Consider the following 21,909-nt stretch of genomic DNA (forward strand, 5'->3'; position numbering starts at 1 on the left):
GGCCACCGACCCCGGCGTGCTGCCCGACCTGACCGCCGAGTCCGGCCGCGGCCTGTTCCTCATCCACGCCCTCGCCGACCACGTGCAGCTGCGCACCCACCCGCAGCGCGGCGCCACCGTCAGCTTCGACAAGATCCTCACCGCGCCGCTGCTGCGCACCGCGTCCTGACGGCCCGCCGGTCGAGTCCGTGGTCCGAAACCCGCTGGTCACGCCTCCGGGGGCTCCGGTTATGGTCTAGTCCATTGATCGGGGGTGATCGGAGGGGACCATGACCACCACCACCGCGGAGTCGCCCTCCGCTCCCAGCCGCCCGCTGGCCCGGATGGGGCAGGCGCTGCGCGGACGGGACTTCCGCATCTGGTTCGCCGGACAGCTGATATCCGCGTCCGGCGCCCTCGCGCAGGGCGTGGTGCTCTCCTGGATCGTCTACCGGCTCACCGGGGACGCCGTCTGGCTGACCGTGCTGACCGCCTGCACCTGGGGCCCCACGCTGCTCCTCGGGCCGTGGGCCGGCGCCCTGGTGGACCGCTCCGACCGGCGCCGCCTGCTGCTGGTCACCCAGTCCCTGATGCTGCTGATCGGCCTCGCGCTGGCCGTTGCCACCGCGCTGTTCGACCCGCAGCTGTGGCTGCTGCTGGCCCTCGCCACCTGCACCGGTCTGGTCGCCGCCGTCGACGCCCCGGCCCGCCAGGTCTTCGTGGTCGACCTGGTCGGCACCGGGGCCGTCGCCAGCGCCGTCGGCCTGTGGGAGGTGGCGCTCAACGCCTCCCGGGTGATCGGCCCCGGCGTGGCCGGCGCCCTGCTCGACTTCGGCGGACCCTCCTGGGCCTTCGCCTTCAACGCCCTCGGCTACCTCGCCCCGCTGATCGCCCTGACCAGGCTGCGTCCGGCCGCGCCCGTCGAGCGCGCCGCCGGCCGGCCGCGGACCCGGTCCGACGCCCGCGGCGGGCTCGCCTACGTCCGTCGCTCGCCGATCATCCGCGGCCTGCTGCCGATGTCCGCCGCCAGCGGCCTGATCTTCGCGATGAACCTGACCGTCCCGCCGCTGGTCGACCGCTCGCTGCACCTCGGCCCCGGCGGGTACGGCCTGCTGATGGCCGCGTTCGGGCTCGGCGGACTGCCCGGCGCGCTGCTCGCCGCCTCCGCGCCCGAACCGACGCCGCGCCGGGTCCGCACGCTGGCCCTGGCCACCTCGATCACCGTGCTGGCCACCGCGCTGGCGCCGAACGCCGTCCTCGCGGTGGTCGGGATGGCCGCCGTCGGCGTCACCTCGATCTGGTTCATCGCGACCGCCAACACCCTGGCCCAGCTGCGGTCCGCGCCGGAGATGCGCGGCCGGGTGATGTCCCTGTGGGGCAGCGCGATGACGGGTACCCTCCCGTTCACCGGACTCGTCGTCACCTTCGTCGCCCAGCACGTCGGCGCCCGGACCGGCTTCTCGCTCGCCGGCGCGGCCCTGCTGCTGGCCACCGTGGCCGCGTGGCGGGCGCTGCGGCCCGCGGTCTGAGAAGCCGTCCGGGGCGTGGTGTCGAGAACCGCGCCGCGGCTCCGTCCCCGGAACGGGGGAACGAGACCGCCCGCACCGAGAGGAGCCGTCCGCCGTGACGCACATGCTTCAGATGCACTTCAGCCAGTCGGACCTCGACGTCCCGCCGATCCCCTCGTGGGACCCGGCGGCGACCGCCGAGCACATCGCCTTCATGCGCCGCTGGGTCGCCGAGCTCACCGCCACCGGCGAACTGGTCGAGGCCCGGGGTCTGGCGATGCCGGACACCGCGCGGATCGTCCGGGGCGGCGACGACGGGCCGACCGTCACCGGCGGGCCGTTCCCGGCCGACAAGGAGTTCCTGTTCGGCTGGTGGACCGTCAACTGCGCGAGCGAGGCGCGGGTGCTGGAGATCGCCGCCCTGCTGTCCGCCGCGCCGGGGCACGACGGCAAGCCGATGAACATGCCGATCGAGGTCCGCGAGGTGCTGCCGGAGCCCGAGGCGCAGCCCTGACCGGCGGGCGAATTGCCGGGTGTGTCCGGTCGGCGGACGATGGTGATCATGATGCATCAGATGCGCGCCGAGACCGGCCCCGACGGCGCCACGGACTCCGTGGTCAGCTGGCACATCGTCCGTAACGCGGACCTCACCGCCCTGTGCGGCAAGACGCTCTCCACCGTCGCCCCCGTCCAGGACGCCACCCGCTGGACCCTCGACCCCGACCGCAACTGCCACACCTGCGGTGCCCTGTTCCTCCGCGAGGCGCCGTACTTCCCGGACGAACACACCGACTAGCCGTCCCGCCGAAGGGCGCCGGGATCCGTTCCGGCGCCCTTCGGCGCGCCCGGGCGCGCGGCGTACGCTTTCCGGTGCCCCATTCCCGTCCCCGGAGGTGTCCCGTGGTCGTCGAGTCCTCCACGGACGGCCGGGTCCGGCGCGGCAACGAGACCCGCCGCGCGGTGCTCGGCCGGGCCGTGCAGATCGCGTCGGTCGAGGGCCTGGGCGCCCTCTCGATCGGGCGGCTGGCCACCGACCTGGGGCTGAGCAAGAGCGGGGTGTTCGCCGGCTTCGGCTCCAAGGAGGAGCTGCAGCTGGCCACCGTCCGGGCGGCGCGGCGGATCTTCTACGACCGGGTGGTCGCCCCGGTGCTCGACCTGCCGCCCGGCGCTGCCCAGGTGCTGGCGCTGTGCGAGCACTGGATGGCGTACTCGCGCGGCCGGGTGTTCGACGGCGGCTGCTTCTTCTACTCGGTGACGGCCGAGTTCGACGCCCAGCCCGGCCCGGTCCGGGACGCCCTCGCCGCCGCCTCGCGGGAGTGGGAGGAGCAGCTCACCGCCGCGCTGCGGGCCGCCGACGACCTGCCCGCCGGCGCGGAGCCGGAGGAGCTGGCGCTGCTGCTCGGCAGCCTGATGGACAGTGCGAACGGCCACGCCGTGCTGTACGACGACCCGTCCCGCTACGACCGGACGATGCGCACCATCCGCCGCCTGCTGGGCGTCGCCCAGGCCTGACGCCGTGCCGACCGGCAACGGGGGGCCGCTTTCCGACCCTTAAAACTGTACGAACGGTCGTGCTAATGTCTCGCCCATGGCACCCACCGCCGCCCTTGTGCGCACCGCGCTGAACGCCACCTCGCACCTCGCCACCGCCCCGCCGGGCCGAGTGGCGTTCGAACTGTTCCGGCACCCGATCCGCCGCAGCCGGGTGCGCGGCTCGGAACGCGAACTGCACGAGCTGGCCGTCACCGAGGAGCTGACGGTGAACGGCAAGCGGGTCCGGGTCTACCGCTGGGGCGACGGCCGGCGCCCGGTGCTGCTGGTGCACGGCTGGCAGTCCCGGGCGTCCCGGTTCGCCCCGTACGTGCGCGGGCTGCTGGACCTCGGGATGAGCCCGATCGGCTTCGACGCCCCCGGCCACGGCGACTCGGCGGGCCGCACCACCACGATCCTGGAGTACCGGGAGCTGATCGGTCGCCTCGCCGAGCGGCACGGCCCGTTCGAAGCCGTGCTGGCGCACTCCTTCGGGGTCTGCTGCGCGTTCCTCGCACTGGCCGAGGGAGTCCCGGCCGGTCGGCTGGTCGCCGTCGCCGGAGTCGCCGAATTCGGCTTCCTGGTCGAGGGGTTCGCCGCCGCCCTGGGCCTGAACGACCGCCTCGAAAGGGACTTGGCCCGGCGGATCGACCGGCTGCTGTTCCCCGGTGTCGAGGCGATCCGGCAGCGCTTCGACGCCACCCACCGGCCGGAGCTGGTCACCGCCCCGATCCTGGTGGTGCACGACGAGCAGGACGACGTGGTCCCGCTGCGCCAGGCCCGCCTGCTGCACCGGGCGTACGGCGAGCCGCAGCTGCGGCTGATCACCACCCGCGGGCTGGGCCACCGCCGGGTGCTGACGGAGCCGACGGTGGTCGACAACGTGCTCGCCTTCCTGGCCGAGCCGCTTCCCGCCGCCCCGAGGGCCCTGGCGGCCGGGGGCTGACGGGTCGTCGGGAGACGCCGAACGGCCGGCCCCGGGCGGGGCCGGCCGTTCGCACTGCGGATCGGCGGGTGCTCAGCCGCCGCTCTTGCGGCGGAAGGTGCGCTTGCCGCCGGCCGCGCCGGCGGTGCCGTGGATCTTCGAGTCGCCGCCGGGGCCGCCGGCGCCGCCCCGGTTGTTGCCGCCCTTGCGCTGCAGCGCGGCCAGGAACTTGGCCTTCTGGTCGTCCTGCCCGGCCTCCTCGGCGGCGGTGTCGGCGGTGGCGTCGGCGGTGGTGTCCGGCGCGGGCTCGGCTGCCGGGGCGGTGTCGCTGCTCATTCGGGACCTCCTGGACGGGAGTGCGGTCTGCTGCACCACACCCTCCCATGCCGGGCGGGGGTGCTGTCGGCCGACACCGGGGTCGGTCAGCCCCGGTGCGCCGCGCGGTGCAGGTGGTGGTGCCGCTGGTCGCGGTACTGGAGGCCGCCCATCATGAACAGCAGGGCGAGGGTCGGGAAGCCGAACGAGGCGATCACCAGGACGAAGAACTGCCAGACCATGGGACTCTCCTGTCACGAAGCCTTGGCGAGTTGCCATACTTCGCACCATTATGTCCGAATCCCTGCGCGGCCGGGTCGAACGGCGGGCCGAACAGCCCCTGTTCGAACGGCAGGTGTCCGACGCAGACTGAAGGGCATGCGGGTACAGCTGGCAGTCGACGCGCGCCGCCCGGACCGGGCCTGTGAGGACTTCGTGGTGGCCACCCCGGAGGTTCTGGTGCTGCTGGACGGCTCCAGTGCCCCGGACACCCTGGACTCCGGCTGCGGCCACGGCATCCCCTGGTACGTGCGCCGGCTCGGCGCGCACCTGGTCGCCCGGCTCACCGACCACCTCGACCGGGCCGTCGCCGCCTGCCTGGCCGACGCCATCGCCGACACCGCCGCCCTGCACGGCGACGGCTGCGACCTGGCCAACCCCAACACGCCCGCCGCGATGGTGGTCGCCGCCCGCCTGCGCGGCGACGCCCTGGAGTACCTGGCGCTCGGCGACTCCCTGCTGGTGCTGCACCCCAAGCAGGGCCCGCCCCGGGTGATCGGCGACAACCAGCGCTTCCCCGGCGGCGAGGCGCTGCGCCGCCAGGTCTGGTCGACCGTCCCCGGCACCGCCGAACGCGCCGAGCTCTACCTGCAGTACGCGATCGCCGTCCGCGCCGCCCGCAACACCGGCCACGGGCCGTGGATCGCCGCCGCCGCCCCGCAGGCCGCCGAGCACGCCGAGACCGGCGTGGTCGCCCGCGCCGACCTGCACGGGGTGGCCGCCCTGTCGGACGGCGCCGCCCGCTTCACCGACCGCCTGGGCCTGGGAAGTTGGGCCGACGCCGTCCGCCTGCTCGCCGAGGCCGGCCCGGCCGAGCTGATCGCCCAGGTCCGTGCCGCCGAGCTCACCGACGCCGACTGCCTGCGCTGGCCCCGCGGCAAGGCCCACGACGACGCCGCGGCGCTCTACGCCCGACTCTGACGCTCCGTCAGCGTCCGGCCGTCAGGAACACCGCGCGGACCGCCGACCCGTCCGGCGCGGTGTACCCGGCGACCACCTCGCCCGGCGCCGGCTCCCCGCCGGGCACGAGCTCCCGGCGCAGCGCCACCGCCACCTCGCCGTCGACGGCCGCCACCGCCACGGTGTCGTCCACCGTGTCGCTCTCGCTCTGCTTCTGCGGCACCGCCCGCCCGCGCAGCAACTCGGCCAACTGCGCGCGGACCACCGGGTCCTGCTCGCCGTCGTAGAACCAGCGGGTCCCCAGCACCCCGTGCTCGGCGGTCCCGATCAGCGCCCCCTGGGGCGCCCCTTCCAGCGGCGCGCCCCGGTACGCCATCGGCACCAGGTAGGCGGCCCGGCCGTCCGTCACCACCATCAGCTCGATGCCGACCTCGCCCTCCGGGTCGTCCAGCCGGAAGCCGCCGGCCCGCGCCAGTTCGCCGCCGCCGGGCCGGTACCAGCTCTGCTGCGGCAGCCAGTCGGCCAGCAGCTCCAACTTGCCGGGCGTCATGGTTGTCCGATGGATCGTCGCCATTGCGGTTCTCCTTCTCGCGCGGTGTTCCTGCGCCGCTCAGCCTACGAATTACCGCCGCCCGCCGGACACTCGCCCGCGGTGTTCGACCAGTGGGGTTCTGTGCGCCGGACAGGGGAGCCCCGTTCGGATGAATGCGGCGCGCAGCACCGCCGGTCCGCGGTTCGGCGCTGCTACAAATCTCCTGCGCTCGGATCCGAGCCGCGAGAAACACCTCTCGGCCGCAGGGGAATCGTGCGGCCGCCGCGAGAACGGAACTGCCTCATGGCCATCGCTTTCCGCAAGACGCTCGCCATTGCCACGATGGGGCTGGCCGCCTCCTTCCTGCCCGCCGGCGGGGCCGGAGCGGCCGACACCGGCCACGCGACCACGCGCGCCCCCGGCGCCTACTGCCTTGCCAACGCCTGGAACACCCCGAACGTCGGCACCAAGCCGTGCGACGCCAACGACCAGGGCCAGCACTGGACGGTCGCGGGCGACCAGATCTCGCTCTCCAACGCCCGCGCCTACTGTCTCGCCGACAAGTGGGGCGCCCCGGACGTCTCCACCAAGCCGTGCGCCTCCAACGACCCGGGCCAGTACTGGACCGTTTCGGGCCAGCAGATCGTCCTCACCCTCGCCCCCGGCTACTGCCTCGCCAACGCCTGGGGCACCCCGAACGTCTCCACCAAGCCGTGCGACGTCAACGACAAGGGCCAGCACTGGGTGGTCTTCAACGACCAGATCAGCCTCGCGCTCACCTGATCCGGCGCCGTAGCACTCCCGGGCGATCCAACGCGCCGTCCCGCCCGGGCAGTTGCCCACTGACGGGACGGCGCGGCCGTGGATCCGGCAGGTCAGCGAGTCACCGAGAACGGCACCGGCGGCCCAGACGTCGGAGGGACCGGTGGCGGTCACCGTACTGAGCGGCCAGCAGTCGGCGTCGAGGGCGGGGGCCTGCGCCCGCTCCCAGGCCGTGCCGTTCCAGTGCTCGATCAGGCGCAAAAGCCCGCGCCCCCGTCCGGGGACGGGGGCGCGGGCTCGCGAACGTGACGGAGGGTCAGTTCTCGTCGGCGGGGATGGTGCCGAGACGGCCGGCCTGGAAGTCCTCCATGGCCTGCTGGAGTTCGCGGTGGCTGTTCATGACGAACGGGCCGTAGTGGGCGACGGGCTCGCGGATCGGGAGGCCGCCGAGGAGGACGACCTCGAAGTTGTTGTCGCGGGAGTCCTGCTTCTCGTCGGCGCGCAGGGTGATCGAGTCGCCGTCGCCGAAGACGACCGCCTGGCCCCGGTGGAAGGGACGGTGCTCGGCGCCGGCCGAGCCGTTGCCGGCGAGGCCGTAGGCGAGGGCGTTGAAGTCGGAGCGCCAGGGCAGGGTGATCTGGGCGCCGGGGTTGATCGACGCGTGGATCATGGTGATCGGGGTGTGGGTGGCGCCGGGGCCCTGGTGGCCGTCCAACTCGCCGGCGATGACGCGCAGCAGTGCGCCGCCGTCCGCGGTGCTGAGGAGCTTGACGTTGCCGGCGCGGATGTCCTGGTACTTCGGGGCGATCATCTTGTCCGAGGCGGGCAGGTTGACCCAGAGCTGCAGGCCGTGGAAGAGGCCGCCCGACTTCACCAGCGACTCCGGCGGGGTCTCGATGTGCAGCAGGCCCGAGCCGGCGGTCATCCACTGGGTGTCGCCGTCGGTGATGACGCCGCCGCCGCCGTGCGAGTCACGGTGGACGAAGGTGCCGTCGATAACTTGGTGTTGATCTTCGCGAAGGCGCGGCGGACGGGGAATCCCTCGCCCTCGTAGCCCTCGGGGGCGGTGGCCACGGTGAGGACCGGCCGGGCGGTGCTGTGCACCGGGTCGGGCGTGGTCACGCGCGGCAGGGCCTCCTTCGGCGGGTCTGTGGCCTACATCCACCACAGTAGTTCAACTCTCAACCACTCGCAAGGTTGAACGTTGAACTATCTGGAGGTATTCCGGCCCCGACGAGGGGTGGGAGGAGGGGTCAGCCGTACATCCGGCGCATGGTGAAGTCGACCATCTGCTCGACCGCGCGGGCGTCGAACACCATCCGGTGCTCGCCCTCCATGTCCAGGGCGAAGCCGTAGCCGGTGGGCAGCAGGTCGAGCACCTCGGCGCCGGTGACCGAGAAGTGCTTGGAGTCCTTGCCGGCGTACCGCTTCAGCTCCTTGAGCGAGCTGAACATCGGGATCACCGGAGTCGGGGTGTTGTGCAGCGCCAGGAAGCCGGGGCGGTCGCCGCGCGGGCAGTACACCTTCGAGGTGATGAAGATGGCCTGGAAGTCCTCCACCGGCATCGCCCCGGTGGTGAAGGCGCGCACCGCGTCCGCCAGCGAGGGCGGCGAGGGCTCGGGGTAGAGCGACTGCTGGGCGGCCTGCGGGTCGCCGTACCCGGCGCCGGGCATGCCGGACATCCCCTGCTGCATCTGCTGCTGATAGGGGTCCTGGTAGGCGCTCTGCTCGTAGCCGTACACGGGGACAGGCTATCGGGCCGGGCCCCGCTTGGGGGCGGGTGATCCGCACAATCCGGCGGCGGGCCGCATTGTGGGACGTGACCACGTTCATAGGTGCTTCACGCCGGAGGGGTTGAACAAGTTACCGCTGGGTAGCATCATGGGGCGTACTGGTGGGTAAGCGGTGCGCCGTAAGCGGCTCGCCCGTGGAAGACGAACCGGAGATACGGTCATGGGTCACTACAAGTCCAACCTGCGGGACGTGGAGTTCAACCTCTTCGAGGTGCTCGGCCGCGACCAGGTGTACGGCACCGGTCCGTTCGCCGAGATGGACGTCGACACCGCGAAGAACATCCTCAGCGAGATCTCCCGGCTGGCCGAGAACGACCTCGCCGCCTCCTTCACCGACACCGACCGCAACCCGCCGGTGTTCGACCCGCAGACCAACACCGCTCCGATCCCGGAGACCTTCAAGAAGAGCTACCAGGCCTTCATGGACTCCGAGTGGTGGCGCCTGGGCATCCCGGAGGGCATCGGCGGCCAGGTCACCCCGAGCTCCCTGGTCTGGGCGTACGCGGAGCAGATCCTCGGCTCCAACCCCGCCATCTGGATGTACTCCTCCGGCCCGGCCTTCGCCGGCGTCGTCTACGACGAGGGCACCGAGGAGCAGCAGAAGGTCGCCCAGCGCATGGTCGAGCGCCTGTGGGGCGCCACCATGGTGCTGACCGAGCCCGACGCGGGCTCCGACGTGGGCGCCGGCCGCACCAAGGCGATCAAGCAGGAGGACGGCTCCTGGCACATCGAGGGCGTCAAGCGCTTCATCACCTCGGGCGAGCACGACATGTCCGAGAACATCATCCACCTGGTGCTGGCCCGCCCCGAGGGCGGCAAGCCGGGCACCAAGGGCCTCGGCCTGTACATCGTGCCGAAGTACGACTTCGACTGGGAGACCGGCGAGCTCGGCGAGCGCAACGGCGCCTACGCCACCAACGTCGAGCACAAGATGGGCCTCAAGGCCTCCAACACCTGCGAGATGACGTTCGGCGCCAAGCACCCGGCCAAGGGCTGGCTGCTCGGCGAGACCGTCGACGGCATCCGCCAGATGTTCAAGATCATCGAGTTCGCCCGGATGATGGTCGGCACGAAGGCCATCGCCACCCTGTCCACCGGCTACCTGAACGCGCTGGAGTACGCCAAGGAGCGCGTGCAGGGCGCCGACATCTCGCAGTTCATGGACAAGACCGCGCCGCGCGTCACCATCACCCACCACCCCGACGTGCGCCGCTCGCTGCTGACCCAGAAGGCGTACGCCGAGGGCATGCGCGCCCTGGTCCTCTACACCGCCTCGGTGCAGGACGACATGCTGGCCGCCCGCCTGCGCGGCGAGCACGACGCCGCCGCCGAGCGCCTGAACGACCTGCTGCTGCCGATCGTCAAGGGCTACGGCTCGGAGAAGTCCTACGAGCAGCTCGCCCAGTCGCTGCAGACCTTCGGCGGCTCCGGCTACCTGCAGGAGTACCCGATCGAGCAGTACATCCGGGACGCCAAGATCGACACCCTGTACGAGGGCACCACCGCCATCCAGGGCCAGGACTTCTTCTTCCGGAAGATCGTCAAGGACGGCGGCCAGGCGCTGACCGCGGTCAACGAGCAGATCCAGAAGTTCCTCGCGGCCGGTGACGGCGGCGCCGCCCTGGCCCCCGAGCGCGACCTGCTCGCCAAGGCCGCCGGCGACCTGGAGGCCATCGTCGGCAAGCTGATCGCCGACCTGACGGCCGTCGAGCAGGACGTCAAGAACATGTACAAGGTGGGCCAGAACACCACCCGCCTGCTGATGGTCTCCGGCGACGTGGTGGTCGGCTGGCTGCTGCTCCGTCAGGCCGCGGTCGCGCTGGCCAAGCTGGAGGCCGGCGCGTCCGAGAAGGACGTCGCCTTCTACCAGGGCAAGGTCGCCGCGGCGAAGCACTTCGCCCGCACCGTGCTGCCGACCACCGCCACGCAGCGCCAGATCGCCGAGGCCATCGACAACGAGCTGATGGACCTCGCCGAAGAGGCGTTCTGATCGAACGGCGGCGGGCCGTTCACCCGACCGCCTGACCCACCCTCACACCGCGGGGCCCGGTTCATCGCCGGGCCCCGCGGTGTTGTGTCGCGTCCCGCTCACTGTTGTGTCACCATTGCGGACTTCACGCGGCCCTGTCCGTGTACGGGCATATGCTCAAGGGGCGGGCCCGTCACCCCCATCAGGCCCGGCCGCCCTCAACCCAGGAGCAACATGTCGACCGCCGCCCGCACGGCCCACTTCGACCGGAAGCACACGGACGACCTGATCGCCTTCCTCGCCGCCTCCCCCTCCCCGTACCACGCGGTGCAGAGCGCGGTCGAGCGGCTGGAGCGGGTCGGCTTCCGCGAGGTCCGCGAGGCGGACGCCTGGGACGGCGGCAGCGGCGGCCGCTACCTGGTGCGCGGCGGCGCCCTGATGGCCTGGTACGTGCCCGAGGGCGCCGGCCCCGCCACCCCCTACCGGGTGGTCGGCACCCACACCGACTCGCCGAACCTGCGGGTCAAGCCCATCCCGGACACCGGCTCGGCCGGCTGGCGGCAGATCGCCGTCGAGATCTACGGCGGCGTCCCCCTCAACACCTGGCTCGACCGCGACCTGGGGCTGTCCGGCCGGCTCGTCCTGCGCGACGGCACCACCCGCCTGGTCCACCTGGACGAGCCGCTGCTGCGCGTCCCGCAGCTCGCCATCCACCTCGACCGCGCCGTCAACGACGGTCTCAAGCTCGACCGCCAGCGCCACCTGACGCCGATCTGGGGTCTCGGCGACACCACCGAGGGCGCCCTGCTGGAGTACGTCGCCGACAAGGCCGGCCTCGACGCCGCCGACATCATCGGCTGGGACCTGATGGCCCACGACGTCCAGCCGCCCTCCTACCTCGGCCGCGACCGCGAACTGCTGGCCGGCCCGCGCCTGGACAACCAGCTCTCCGTGCACGCCGCCACCGCCGCGCTGGCCGCCGTCGCCGAGGCCGGCGGCGAACTGCCCTGCATCCCGGTGCTCGCCGCGTTCGACCACGAGGAGACCGGCAGCGAGTCCGACACCGGCGCGCAGAGCCCGCTGCTCGGCAACGTGCTGGAGCGCTCCTGCTACGCCCGCGGCGGCACCGCCGAGGACCGCGCCCGCGCCCTGGCCGGCACCGTCTGCCTGTCCTCCGACATGGGGCATGCCGTCCACCCCAACTACAGCGAGCGCCACGAGCCCGGCCACCACCCGCTGCCCAACGGCGGCCCGATCCTCAAGGTCAACGTCAACAACCGGTACGCCACCGACGGCGTCGGCCGGGCCGTGTTCGCCGCCGCCTGCGAGAAGGCCGGCGTCCCGTGGCAGAGCTTCGTCTCCAACAACGCGATGCCCTGCGGCACCACCATCGGCCCGATCACCGCCGCCCGCCTCGGCATCACCACCGTCGACTGCGGCATCGCGGCGCTGTCCATGCACTCCGCCCGCGAGCTCTGCGGCGCCGAGGACCCGTACTACCTGGCCGGCGCCATCAAGGCGTTCCTGGAGGGCTGAGCGGCGGTCAGGGTGTGGGCCGGACCCACACCCTGACGGTCGATCACTCCATTCCCGCCAGTACCAGCGGCAGCCGCGTCGCGCCGCCCGGCACCACCTTCACCGGCACACCCCAGTCCTGCTGGTGGACGTGGCAGGCCGGGTACTCGATCGCCGGGTCGTCGTCGCAGGACGCGGCCATCGCGGAGACGTGCAGCACGCCCTCCGTCACGCCCTCCGCGAGCACCAGCTCGCGGGAGAGCGCGCTGTCCGCACCCGCGCCGGACGCCAGCAGGCCGGGCGGGGTGGAGCTGACCAGCAGCCGGGTCGACGGGCCGTAACGCTCGTCCAGCTTCTGGCCGGCGGGCGCGGAGAACACCACGTCGAGGCGGAGCGTGCCCGGCGCGACCTCGGTCGCGGCGCGCCGGGTGCGGTGCGCGACGGCCTCCACCCGGACGGCCTCCTCGGGCAGCCGCAGCCTGGTCAGCCGGTGTCGGGCCGACTCCACCACCACGATGTCGCCGTCCACCACCACCGCGCCCGACGGCTCCCGCAGATCGGTGGCCAGCGTGGAGACCTCGCCGCTCGCCGGGTCGTACCGGCGCAGCGCGTGGTTGTACGTGTCGCTGACCGCGACCGAGCCGTCCGGGAGCACGGTGACGCCCAACGGGTGCTGGAACAGCGCCTGTTCGGCCGAGCCGTCGCGGTGCCCGAAGTCGAACAGGCCGGTGCCGACGGCGGTGCGCACCTCGTGCGTGCCGCGGGCGACCCAGCGCAGCGCGGACGTCTCCGAGTCGGCGACCCACAGCCGCTCGCCGTCCGCGGAGACCGCCAGGCCGGACGGCTGGGCGAACCACGCCTCCGGCGCCGGGCCGTCGACCAGGCCCTCGTTGGTGGTGCCGGCCGCGACCTCGACCGTCCCGGCCAGCGGGTCGAACGACCACAGCTGGTGCACGCCGGCCATCGCGATCCAGACCTTGCCGTCGAAGAACGCGACGTCCCACGGCGAGGACAGGTCGACGCCGGTGGCCGCCCCGGACGTCGGCGAACCCTGCCACCACTGCCTGCCGGTGCCGGCCAACGTGGTCACCGAGCCGTCGGCGAGCCGCACCCCGCGCAGCGCGTGGTTGACGGTGTCCGCCACCACCACGTCGTAGCCGAGGCCGAGACCCTCCGGGACCAGCGCCAGGCCCTGCGGCTCGCTGAACCGCGGCTCCGCGCCGTCCACCAGCCCGCGCACCCCGTCGCCGATCCGCCGCACCACCCGCTCGCCGTCCTCCGCGAGCTCCACCAGCGCGTGGTGCCCCGAATCCGCGACCAGGTAGTGCCCGTTCGGTAGCCGCACCGCCTTCCCCGGGAACCGCAGGTCCCCAGCCTGCGGCTCGGGCGCCACGTACGGCCCGTCGCCGCGCCGCAGCGTGCCCTTCGCCGCGTGCTCCGCCTCCAGCTCCTCGACCAGCTTCGCGATCGCGTGCGCATGCCCCTCACCCGCGTGCTGCGCGACCACGTACCCCTCCGGGTCGATCACCACCAGCGTCGGCCAGGCCCGCACCGCGTACTGCTTCCACGTCACCAGCTCCGGATCGTCCAACACCGGATGGTGCACCTCGTACCGGGCCACCGCATCCACCACCGCCGTGTGGTCGGCCTCGTGCACGAACTTCGGCGAGTGCACCCCGACGATCACCACGGTGTCCCGGTGCTTCTCCTCCAACTCCCGGAGCTCGTCCAGGACATGGAGGCAGTTGATGCAGCAGAACGTCCAGAAGTCTAGTACGACACACTTACCTCGCAGGTCGGCCAGCTTGAGTTCCTTGCCGCCTGTGTTGAGCCATCCACCGGCGCCGACCAGCTCGGGGGCGCGGACACGTGCACGAGAAGCCATGCCCCAATCAAACCTCACGGGCACTGCCCGCATTCCGGCGCATTTGTGTACGGCACCTCTGGTGGGCGGTTGCTGCGCCTTCCGGAGTGCTCCTGTGCTGTGCCGTCTGGATCAGGCGGCAGGGACGGGTGTGGCTCGGTCCCACAGCTCCTCGGCATGTGCGGCGAACCGGTCGAACATGCCGCCCTCTTGCTGTCGGCGGAGATGCATCATCGGCGAGTCATGGCCGACGAACCGGGCCAAGTGGGGCGTCACGAGCGCCTGAGAATCGAAACGGAATACCGAGAGGCTGACGTGGTTGGTGGCGTCGTCAGCGACGCTGTAGCGGGCTTCCACGCTCTCCACGCCGCGCAGCTTGGCCAGGTTCTCCAGGATGATCCGGATGCGCGTGGAGACCGTGAGGGCAACGTCCTCGATCCGCTCCCGCTGCGCCGTGGTCTCGCCGTCGGGGTCACCCAGCAGGAAGCGCACCCGGCACCCAGCTTCCGCCTTGGCGCGCAGCGTGCCGAGAAAGTTCGGCTGCTCCAGCCACAGGAAGTAGTTGGTGTAGCCGGCGAAGAAGAGATCACCCTTCGCGTCGCCGATCAGCTGGCCCCACGCGGACGACGGGCACGCGGAACGGTAGGGATAGACAGAGACGATCTCTCGATCGGGGCCGGTCTTGATCGCCGACCGAACCACGTTCGGCCACAGCATCGCTTCACTCACCCCTAGCACTTCGCTCACGTCCGCCCGGTTCCGTGGGTGAGGAACCAGGGCCTCATCTATCAGCCATCGTTCCACCGTCTTAGGTGCCACCCCGACGCGGGTAGCCAGCTGACGGGCGCTCAACCGAGCGTCGCCCATAGCGCGGCGCAGGGCAGTGTTCAAGAGGTCCCCCCGGGACATTTGGGCGTTCTTCGACGCTACCGCCGAGCCGGTCAGTCTGTCCCCGCTTTGGCCGCTGATCTCGCCCGAACGGGCCGCTACATCAATACGGACCAGCACCTTCCCGAGTGGAGCCGACATGCCAGCAGCCGCACGGACTGAACGTCGCTACGGGGTCGTACCGATGCCACCCCAGCGCGGCATCCCATTGCTAGACCTGTGGGGCGTGGTCGACCGACACCGTGGCAGCCGCCCTGTGGAGCAGCGGGACGGCAAACCGGTGATCTTCTATAGCTTTGCCGACGCCTCACGATGGGCGGCCGATCATGAGTGAGCAGTGGGTACCACAGGTTGGACAGACAGTGCACGACCGGCGCTCTGGCAAGCTCGTGCGGATCATGGCCGTGTACACCTTCGGCGTGTTCGTCCGACCGCTCAAGGGCGGGCGGGAGAGCATCACGAAGCTGCGCGACCTGATCCCGCCGGACGACGCCCCCGGAGGATTTAACGACTGGTCGGCGAGCCGGGGCTAAAAACGCAGTCACACCTAGCGTGTGTGCGCCGAGCTTGAGCCGGGATCGCTTGTGGGCCGAGCGTCGAACTTTCGCAGCGCATACCGCCTCCAGCCGAGACACAGCAAAGAGCCGCCTACCCGCAACAGGTAGACGGCTCTTGCTAGTTGCTCCCGGCGACTACTCCCCGAGGTTCCGGTACAGCGTCGCGCGGCTCACCCCGAGCGCTTTGGCAATCGCCGTCACGCTCTCACCGTTCGCCCGGCGAGCACGGGCCGCAGCGAGCTTGTCAGCGTCCAACACGTTCGGCCGACCACCTGTCCGCCCCTGTGCCCTGGCAGCCTCCAGACCGGCGCGGGTGCGGTCCTTGATCAGACTCCGCTCGAACTCGGCCATGGCACCGACCACCTGGAGCATGAGACGGCCGTCCGGCGTGTTCGGGTCGATGCTCGCCAGCGCCCCCGTCAGCACCTTGAAGCCGATGCCTCGCGCCGACAGCGCGTCCACCATGGTCACCAGGTCGATCAGCGAGCGGGCGAAGCGGTCCAGCTTCCACACGCACAGGGTGTCGCCGGGACGGAGGTAGTCCAGCACGGCGGCAAGCTCCGGACGGTCCATGTTCTTCCCGCTGGCCTTGTCCGTGAAGATCCGGGAGCAGCCCGCCTCGGTGAGTGCGTCGCACTGGAGCTGTGCTTCCTGGTCGTCGGTGGAGACTCGGGCGTAGCCGATCAGGTGTCCGGTGTTCTTCGTCACGACCCAACCGTCTCACAACTCGTCTCACAACAGCAAGGGTTTTCGGCAGGTTTTAAGACGGGTTTTGAACGCCTAACCACCCCTTCGCAGGGCCGTTCGACACCCGTCTCGCAAACCATCGTTTTCGAGACGACTGACGAGGCCGCCACGGCTGTCACTCCTCGTGGCAGCCGCCTCAGCGGGCGGTCTGAGCGGCGCGGCAAGGTGACTCGAATGAGTGAATACGTAGGCTGACTGCCCTTGCCCAAGGTTTCACTCGCCCCGTAGTCGGTACATTCTCACGGCATAGGGTGGCATATCGGCGGAGGCGTGCGATGACGGCCGGAGCAGCAGCCCCAGGGGGTGGACAGACCGCCCCTTCACGTAGCGGAAAGCTCGCCAGAAGAGCGCTGGTTGGCGTGTACGCATTCAGCGCTCTCGCTGCTCTGGTGGCAGCACTAGTGATGCTCGCCAACGATGTTCCAATGACGCTGATCGTCGCCACTTTCAGCCTGGCGGCAATCATTGTTCTCTACATCGCCAGTGCTCTGCTATGGGAGGCATTGTCCGGCGCTCAAGAAGTAGATCTCCGGCCTGCTGCAGCAATTCCTCAGACCCCCGAGAGGACATTTCCCCTCTCCCCCGCTATGGCTCAGGCGACGCAGCTCGCGGTAACGGTTCAGGGCGTGGTCTTGGGTCTTGTCTTTGCCTTTCTGGGCAGCAGAGAGGCAACAGCCACGATTAAGGTCGGGGCGGTGGCTCTAGTCGTCGGCGTCATTCTCGGTCTGCTGCTCTATGCACTTGTCGTTATCGAGGTACCTGGCAACAGCTGTGCAGCGATGGCGGGAGTGCTATTCAACTGGTGCCTCTGGAGCGCTAGTTATGGGCTGACTTGTGTTGTCTGCTCACTGTTCGATCAAACTTTGACAAAGGGGTAGCTGACATTGGGCGGCTTGAGTAATCCCGTAGTGGTGGTCAACGAGCTGCAGCGTGCCGGCCTGTTTGCGTTCTCGAGCACAGCTGTCGAGGAAGTAGACGAGTTCTGCAGATCATGGCTCGCCCACGACTTTGAGGTGAGTTCCAAGTTACAGGGTGTTCGAGAGTTGGCGCTAATCTCTGCAGCCGAATTCTCTCTCGCTCCGGCTTTTCTTGACCCCCTAGCAGTGAGGCCGCCTTATGAGGTAAGCAGAGATGATGCCACTATCGCCCTGCTCAAAAGCGACACCAACATGATCATCCCAGTCCACCTGAAGGGCGACCCGGACCAGGGCCTAGAGTCACTGGTGTCAAGAAATGATATTTCAGTATTCAGTGCCGATATTGCGAAACTTCAGCTTCTAGCTCCTGGATGGTGGGAGGAGGTCAACCATGACCACGACAGGGTCTGGGAGTGCATTGAGGATTTGCAGTATGCGCACCGGACCTGCCCGTGGATTCCTGCGCGCATGGTGGCCGCGTCTCCCCTTTTGAAAATCCAGGGACTCCTCTGGCTATTGCGTCTGACGATTTCCCGGAATGAAAGATATGAGGGGGAGGTTCCAGGGGTGGTCTCTACATTCATCGCCCGCTATCGGAGTTTGGGAGGGGGCGGCGAGGAGGGGTGAGTTTCACTCGACTCCGCTAGGCGTAAAAACGGTTCAATTCGTCATGCGAGCGTTTTCTCTCCCTGCCGCGCTGAGTCGGAAGAGGAAGGGGGTACCCGCCCACCCCCCAGGTCCGAATTTCGCGGAGACATGCACAGGCGTGGAGGTCGGGTCCAAGGGGCGCCACCACCCAGAGATTGACCCACCCCCGGTCACCCGTCAGCCGGCCAGCGCCACACCCCGCCAACCGTCGTAGCCCCCGAACTTCCGCCGGGCGCCGAACCGCCGATCCATCGCGGCGAACAGCAGTCGCTTGCCCGCCGGAGTGCCCAGCGACGTGGCCAACGCAGGCTCCGCCAACGTGAACGCATCCCACACCAGCGCGGTACGCACATGCTCGGTACGAGGCGCAGCACCCAGACGTGCCACCCACTCCGCCGGATCACGCAGCGGCGCGCGAAACTCTTCGAACTGTGAAGCCAGCGAAAGGAGTTGAGATACACGAGCAGTCGTGGCTGACAGCAGCTCCGACGAAATCGCACGCACGCCGTGCATCAGCGGAAGGTCACGCGCCAGCACCTCCCGGCTGGCCTCGAAGTCCAGCAAGCGGCGGACCTCGCCAACCATGCCGTATGCGCGCTCGAACTCCTCGTCCGAGGTGGCCATATCCATAGCCGCATAGGCCTCGGAAAGGCGAATTCGAAGATCCTCCCGGACCTTGTCCGCAGCCACCTGCACGGTGTCCAGCTCCGCCACAGCAGCCGCCAGCCACTCACCCATGCCACGGCGCACCAGCGGCAGATCGCGCAACTCTCCGGCCGGAGTCACCCACTGCGCCCCACTCCATGCGAACGGCAGCGCGGACACGCCCGGCCACGTGGCCACGACGGCAGCGCCCTCCCATGCTCGGCGAGCAAGCGCGTCGTCTAGGTACTTCCCCAACCTGATCTCCCTTGAAAGCGTTCAATGCACTCACCCCCGCTGCCTTGCAAACAAATGAGTCAAAACGGACAGCAGGCATCCGAAGGTGACCCAGGCGAAGCAAGAGACAGCAGGTCACCCCATGGTTAGGTGAAGAGCAAGGGCAAATCAAACAAGTTTTCTAGAAAAGGTGCGCCCGGTGTTCCATCGTCATCGCGCCACCATCGGCCAGCCGTCCAAGCGCTCACAAGGTGACTTCGGGATTCGACGAAACCACAGGTCAGCAAGCTTTTTGGTGAATAGAGAGACAACAACTACCTTCCTGCTGAGAGCAGACCTGGAGCGCTGAACGACCCATCAATCGTCATCCGTCATCCGGAGGCCCACCGGTCTGCGGACGTGCCAAGCGGCTGTACGGCCGCCTGTGGGCATGAGAAAGCCCCGCCCGACCACTGGGGGCCGAACGAGGCTGGCTTGGAGCTGTGAGGCTGTCTGGCGTGGTGCGGTGGCTACTCCTTGATCTCAGCCCACTTGACCCGGACTCGCTGCTCGGGCACGAATCGCTTCCCTCGCTCGCCCTTGCTGATGAACACGCCGTCTATGGCAAGGGACAGGCGGTCTCGCTTCTGTTCGTGCGTCGATACTTTCCAGGCGGGGAGCAGTAGTTCGCTGTCCAGCAGCGGGGAGATGTTGACTGCGGGGAGCGGCAGCGAGGCAAGGTCGGCGCGAAGGCCGTCGATGCGGCTCTGGAGGCGGTCCGCAAGACGCTCGTAGCGCTCAAGTGCTCCCGGTCGGTCGAACTCCCCGCGCAGGTATCGCGCGTCTTCCAGGTCCGCCAGCCGGGCTTCCTGGTCGGCGATTTCGTCGGTGATGGCATCGCGCTTGGCGAACGTCTCGGGGTCTGCCTTCTTCACCCAGCGGTCGGCGATGGCAACCAGGAGCGGATCATCCGGTTCGAGCGTCGGGAGCAGCGAGAGAAACCACTCCGAGACGTACTGATCCACACGGTCGGCCACCGCGTTCGCACCGGGACACTGGTTGCCCGCGCGGCGAGCCATGCACTGATAGCTGCCGCCGACCTTGTGCATCCGACGCCCGCACCCCGGAACGTCGCAGAACACCATGCCGGTGAGCAGCGCCGTGCCGTTCGGCTTCGGCATTCGCTTGCCCGCCTGCATCCGGGTCCGGGCTTCGAGCTGCCGGATGATCCGCTCCCGCTCGCCGACCGTGATGATCCCTTCGCCGATGCTCACGGTGTCCAGCGTCTCGGGGTCTCGGTAGGGGAACACGCGGCTCGTGAACTTGCGGCTGCCGTCCTCGGCTTCGACGGATTCGGTCTCCGGCATCAGACCGGCGAAGGCCGGGGACTTGAGCAGATTCATGATGCTCGCGGCGTTCCACTGGCCACCCCGAGCCGCGGGGATGTCGTACTCGTTGAGCAGCCGCGCGATCTGCACCAGGGATTTGCCGGCCAGCGCGTCATCCGCGATGAGGCGGGCGTAGACAGCCGTCTCGGGGTCGTGCACCAGCTTCTTCGTGGTGGTGTCGACCAGCAGCCCATACGGAGGTTGTCCGCCGATCCACTGGCCTTGTCGGCGCAGGTGCCGCTTCGCGTGGGCCACGCGGGTACCGAGGTTCTTCGACTCGGACCGGGCGAGTTCGGCGAGCATGGCGACGACCATGCGGGCCGAGTCGTTCGAGGTGTCGAGCCCGTCCACGACGGAGACCAGACGGCCGCCCGCCTTCTCGATGTCATCCAGGACCTTGCCGACCTGACCGATGCCCTTGCGGGAGAGCCGGTCCAGCTTCCACACGATCAGCGTCCCGACGACGCCCGCCGTGACGGCGGCAAGGGCGGAGTCGAACCCCTTGCGCTCGACGTCCTTGAAGCCGGAGCGCCCCCGGTCGATGTGGACCTTGCGGACCGTCAGGCCGTTGCGCTCGGCCCATGCGCGGCAGTCGGCTTCCTGGCGTTCGATCGCTGTCTTGCCGTCCCGGTCCAAGGACAGCCGAAGGTACAGGTCACACAGGGTGTGGTGGTGCACGTACGCCCCCTCTGGAGATCCCTACATTGTGTAGGACTTCCAGAAGTCGGCAATCACGATCTTGCCGCGGAAATCCGCCAGCGAAAGATCCTTGCCACCTGTGTTGAGCCATCCACCAGCGCCGACCAGCTCGGGGGTGCGGACACGTGCACGAGAAGCCATGCCCTCATCCAACCCCATGGCCGGGGCGGGTGTTCCGGGTGAGCTCCGTGGATCGGGGGACAGCGGGCGGCTCGTGGTGGCCTCGGGGCACACCCGCATCAAGGTGGCCCGTCCGCAGCCGACGGCACGTGCTCCGCTCACCGGGCCCCGAAGGTGCTTCGGCCAGTGAGGCGGGTGCGGGTGGGGCTGCGGGTGGGGGAGAGGGCGAGCCAGGACCAGAGGGCGGTGGTGGCGACGAGGAGGGCGACGGCCGGGGCGAGGTCGGTGCGGTCCCACCTGCCCGGGTCGGCGGAGGTCGGGGGCGTCCAGCCGGTCGGGTCCACGGTGACGGTCGCGGTGCGGCCGATCTGTTCCGGGCCCGGGCAGAGGCTTCCGGAGAGGGCGGCGTGCGGGAGGGGGCGGCCGTCGGTGCGGCGGAGGTCGCAGGTCCAGTCGGAGCCGCCGAACAGGCTCGTCGTGCGGTGTGCGGCCGTGATGACGACCTCCGTGTCGACGCCCCGGCGCCGCAGCAGCTCGTCCGCGAACGCGGCGCCCGGCACGGCCAGCAGCACCGTGCCGCAGAGGGCGCCGAGGACCACCGACCGCCGGCCGGCCCGCATCACCACGAGGGTGAGCAGGGCGGCCGCCAGCACCAGGAGGGCGGCCGCGTCGGCGGGCGTCGTGAAGTCCGGGTCGACGGCGAGCGCCGACAGTCCGGCCAGCGTCAACGGGGTGAGGGCGGCGAGCAGCCGGCCGGCCCGGCGGAGCTGCGGTGGTGACATCGTCCGAAGGCGGTGCATCTGCTGAACGTCTCCCCCGGCCGTGATCATGTCGGTTCCAGGGCATTCTGCTCCGAACGGGCAAGCCGAGGAAGGGCCGAACCCCTGCCGAGGCGCGGGAAGTTCTGGCACGATCCCTCGCCGTGAACGGTGACGCGCTGCGGCGCTGGAGGACGGTGTCCCGGATCTACGGGGCGATGGTGGGATTCCTGGTGGTGTGCTGGCAGTACTTCGCCGGCGGGCTGGAGCACCTGCCGGTCGCGGTCGGGGTGCCGGCGGGGCTGTACGCGGAGAGTTGGCTGTGGGCGGGGTACCTGGCGGGGCCGGCTCGGTGGTTCGGGCTGCGGGCCGCGGGCTGGGTGTTCGGGATGGGGACGCCGCTGCGCACCTCGATCGATCCGCGTGGGGTGTGGCAGGTGCGGCGGATCCCGGTGCCG

The 21,909-nt window shown here is 70.1% G+C and carries 25 protein-coding genes and 1 pseudogene; 14 read left to right on the top strand and 12 right to left on the bottom strand.

Annotated elements, in window-relative coordinates:
* The 6 genes from IEZ12_RS40895 to IEZ12_RS14585 form a co-directional block, all read left to right on the top strand.
* A partial coding sequence (locus IEZ12_RS40895; protein ID WP_505744215.1) for an ATP-binding protein occupies positions 1-169 on the top strand: 169 nt, incomplete at its 5' end.
* Positions 170-269: 100 nt separating this feature from the next.
* Complete coding sequence (locus IEZ12_RS14565; RefSeq protein WP_189272415.1) at positions 270-1,508, top strand: MFS transporter; 1,239 nt, start codon at positions 270-272, stop codon at positions 1,506-1,508.
* A 103-nt stretch (positions 1,509-1,611) separates the two neighbouring features.
* Positions 1,612-2,001 carry a YciI family protein gene (locus tag IEZ12_RS14570; protein WP_229847549.1) on the top strand — a complete coding sequence of 130 codons (390 nt, stop codon included), beginning with the start codon at positions 1,612-1,614 and terminating at the stop codon, positions 1,999-2,001.
* 48 nt (positions 2,002-2,049) lie between these two features.
* Positions 2,050-2,283, top strand: coding sequence for a hypothetical protein (locus IEZ12_RS14575; protein ID WP_189272417.1), 234 nt, complete (start codon positions 2,050-2,052; stop codon positions 2,281-2,283).
* A gap of 104 nt (positions 2,284-2,387) precedes the next feature.
* Entirely contained in the window at positions 2,388-2,999 is a 612-nt protein-coding gene (locus IEZ12_RS14580) for a TetR/AcrR family transcriptional regulator (protein ID WP_189272418.1), read from the top strand.
* 76 nt (positions 3,000-3,075) lie between these two features.
* Positions 3,076-3,963, top strand: a complete 888-nt coding sequence (locus tag IEZ12_RS14585) for an alpha/beta fold hydrolase (protein WP_189272419.1) — start codon at positions 3,076-3,078, stop codon at positions 3,961-3,963.
* A gap of 72 nt (positions 3,964-4,035) precedes the next feature.
* Here IEZ12_RS14585 and IEZ12_RS14590 read toward each other — a convergent pair whose 3' ends face one another.
* Both IEZ12_RS14590 and IEZ12_RS40040 read right to left on the bottom strand, forming a co-directional pair.
* Entirely contained in the window at positions 4,036-4,278 is a 243-nt protein-coding gene (locus IEZ12_RS14590; protein ID WP_043915450.1) for a DUF5302 domain-containing protein, read from the bottom strand.
* A gap of 86 nt (positions 4,279-4,364) precedes the next feature.
* Positions 4,365-4,499, bottom strand: coding sequence for a hypothetical protein (locus IEZ12_RS40040; RefSeq protein WP_255419039.1), 135 nt, complete (start codon positions 4,497-4,499; stop codon positions 4,365-4,367).
* 136 nt (positions 4,500-4,635) lie between these two features.
* Here IEZ12_RS40040 and IEZ12_RS14595 point away from each other — a divergent pair, with 136 nt between their 5' ends.
* Positions 4,636-5,457 (top strand): integrase, encoded by an 822-nt coding sequence (locus tag IEZ12_RS14595; RefSeq protein WP_189272420.1) that lies wholly within the window; start codon positions 4,636-4,638, stop codon positions 5,455-5,457.
* Between the two features lie 7 nt (positions 5,458-5,464).
* Here IEZ12_RS14595 and IEZ12_RS14600 read toward each other — a convergent pair whose 3' ends face one another.
* On the bottom strand, positions 5,465-6,010 hold the full coding sequence (locus tag IEZ12_RS14600; protein ID WP_189272421.1) for a maltokinase N-terminal cap-like domain-containing protein: 546 nt from the start codon (positions 6,008-6,010) through the stop codon (positions 5,465-5,467).
* A gap of 261 nt (positions 6,011-6,271) precedes the next feature.
* Here IEZ12_RS14600 and IEZ12_RS14605 point away from each other — a divergent pair, with 261 nt between their 5' ends.
* A complete protein-coding gene (locus tag IEZ12_RS14605; protein ID WP_189272422.1) occupies positions 6,272-6,751 on the top strand; it encodes a ricin-type beta-trefoil lectin domain protein in 480 nt (159 codons plus the stop codon).
* A 295-nt stretch (positions 6,752-7,046) separates the two neighbouring features.
* Here the strand turns inward: IEZ12_RS14605 and IEZ12_RS14610 are convergent.
* Both IEZ12_RS14610 and IEZ12_RS14615 read right to left on the bottom strand, forming a co-directional pair.
* Positions 7,047-7,861, bottom strand: a pseudogene (locus IEZ12_RS14610) (pirin family protein).
* A gap of 122 nt (positions 7,862-7,983) precedes the next feature.
* On the bottom strand, positions 7,984-8,472 hold the full coding sequence (locus IEZ12_RS14615; RefSeq protein WP_043915454.1) for an SseB family protein: 489 nt from the start codon (positions 8,470-8,472) through the stop codon (positions 7,984-7,986).
* Between the two features lie 211 nt (positions 8,473-8,683).
* Here IEZ12_RS14615 and IEZ12_RS14620 point away from each other — a divergent pair, with 211 nt between their 5' ends.
* Positions 8,684-10,513 (top strand): acyl-CoA dehydrogenase, encoded by a 1,830-nt coding sequence (locus IEZ12_RS14620; protein ID WP_189272423.1) that lies wholly within the window; start codon positions 8,684-8,686, stop codon positions 10,511-10,513.
* Positions 10,514-10,726: 213 nt separating this feature from the next.
* Entirely contained in the window at positions 10,727-12,028 is a 1,302-nt protein-coding gene (locus IEZ12_RS14625) for a M18 family aminopeptidase (protein WP_189272424.1), read from the top strand.
* Between the two features lie 43 nt (positions 12,029-12,071).
* Here the strand turns inward: IEZ12_RS14625 and IEZ12_RS14630 are convergent, their stop codons facing one another.
* The gene (locus tag IEZ12_RS14630; protein ID WP_189272425.1) at positions 12,072-13,892 is read right to left on the bottom strand and encodes an NHL domain-containing thioredoxin family protein; all 1,821 of its coding nucleotides are present in this window, start codon (positions 13,890-13,892) and stop codon (positions 12,072-12,074) included.
* A 111-nt stretch (positions 13,893-14,003) separates the two neighbouring features.
* Entirely contained in the window at positions 14,004-14,618 is a 615-nt protein-coding gene (locus IEZ12_RS14635) for a DUF5919 domain-containing protein (protein WP_229847537.1), read from the bottom strand.
* Between the two features lie 467 nt (positions 14,619-15,085).
* Here IEZ12_RS14635 and IEZ12_RS14640 point away from each other — a divergent pair, with 467 nt between their 5' ends.
* Positions 15,086-15,292, top strand: a complete 207-nt coding sequence (locus IEZ12_RS14640; RefSeq protein ID WP_189272426.1) for a hypothetical protein — start codon at positions 15,086-15,088, stop codon at positions 15,290-15,292.
* A gap of 159 nt (positions 15,293-15,451) precedes the next feature.
* On the opposite strand, the gene IEZ12_RS14645 is transcribed toward IEZ12_RS14640, so the two are convergent.
* On the bottom strand, positions 15,452-16,024 hold the full coding sequence (locus IEZ12_RS14645; protein ID WP_189272427.1) for a recombinase family protein: 573 nt from the start codon (positions 16,022-16,024) through the stop codon (positions 15,452-15,454).
* A 398-nt stretch (positions 16,025-16,422) separates the two neighbouring features.
* On the opposite strand from IEZ12_RS14645, the gene IEZ12_RS14650 reads away from it, so the two are divergent.
* Both IEZ12_RS14650 and IEZ12_RS14655 read left to right on the top strand, forming a co-directional pair.
* A complete protein-coding gene (locus IEZ12_RS14650) occupies positions 16,423-16,941 on the top strand; it encodes a hypothetical protein (protein WP_229847538.1) in 519 nt (172 codons plus the stop codon).
* A 15-nt stretch (positions 16,942-16,956) separates the two neighbouring features.
* Positions 16,957-17,607 carry a hypothetical protein gene (locus IEZ12_RS14655; protein ID WP_189272429.1) on the top strand — a complete coding sequence of 217 codons (651 nt, stop codon included), beginning with the start codon at positions 16,957-16,959 and terminating at the stop codon, positions 17,605-17,607.
* Between the two features lie 198 nt (positions 17,608-17,805).
* Here the strand turns inward: IEZ12_RS14655 and IEZ12_RS14660 are convergent, their stop codons facing one another.
* The 4 genes from IEZ12_RS14660 to IEZ12_RS14675 all read right to left on the bottom strand — a co-directional run bounded on the left by IEZ12_RS14660 (position 17,806) and on the right by IEZ12_RS14675 (position 21,475).
* Complete coding sequence (locus tag IEZ12_RS14660; protein WP_189272430.1) at positions 17,806-18,453, bottom strand: hypothetical protein; 648 nt, start codon at positions 18,451-18,453, stop codon at positions 17,806-17,808.
* Positions 18,454-19,016: 563 nt separating this feature from the next.
* Positions 19,017-20,552 carry a recombinase family protein gene (locus tag IEZ12_RS14665; RefSeq protein ID WP_189272431.1) on the bottom strand — a complete coding sequence of 512 codons (1,536 nt, stop codon included), beginning with the start codon at positions 20,550-20,552 and terminating at the stop codon, positions 19,017-19,019.
* A 21-nt stretch (positions 20,553-20,573) separates the two neighbouring features.
* Entirely contained in the window at positions 20,574-20,714 is a 141-nt protein-coding gene (locus IEZ12_RS14670; protein ID WP_189272468.1) for a thioredoxin domain-containing protein, read from the bottom strand.
* A gap of 137 nt (positions 20,715-20,851) precedes the next feature.
* Positions 20,852-21,475 (bottom strand): hypothetical protein, encoded by a 624-nt coding sequence (locus IEZ12_RS14675; protein WP_189272432.1) that lies wholly within the window; start codon positions 21,473-21,475, stop codon positions 20,852-20,854.
* 140 nt (positions 21,476-21,615) lie between these two features.
* Here IEZ12_RS14675 and IEZ12_RS14680 point away from each other — a divergent pair.
* Positions 21,616-21,909: hypothetical protein (locus tag IEZ12_RS14680; protein WP_189272433.1), on the top strand; the 294-nt coding region annotated here is incomplete at its 3' end.

The organism is Kitasatospora griseola (assembly GCF_014648555.1).
GTDB lineage: Bacteria > Actinomycetota > Actinomycetes > Streptomycetales > Streptomycetaceae > Kitasatospora > Kitasatospora griseola.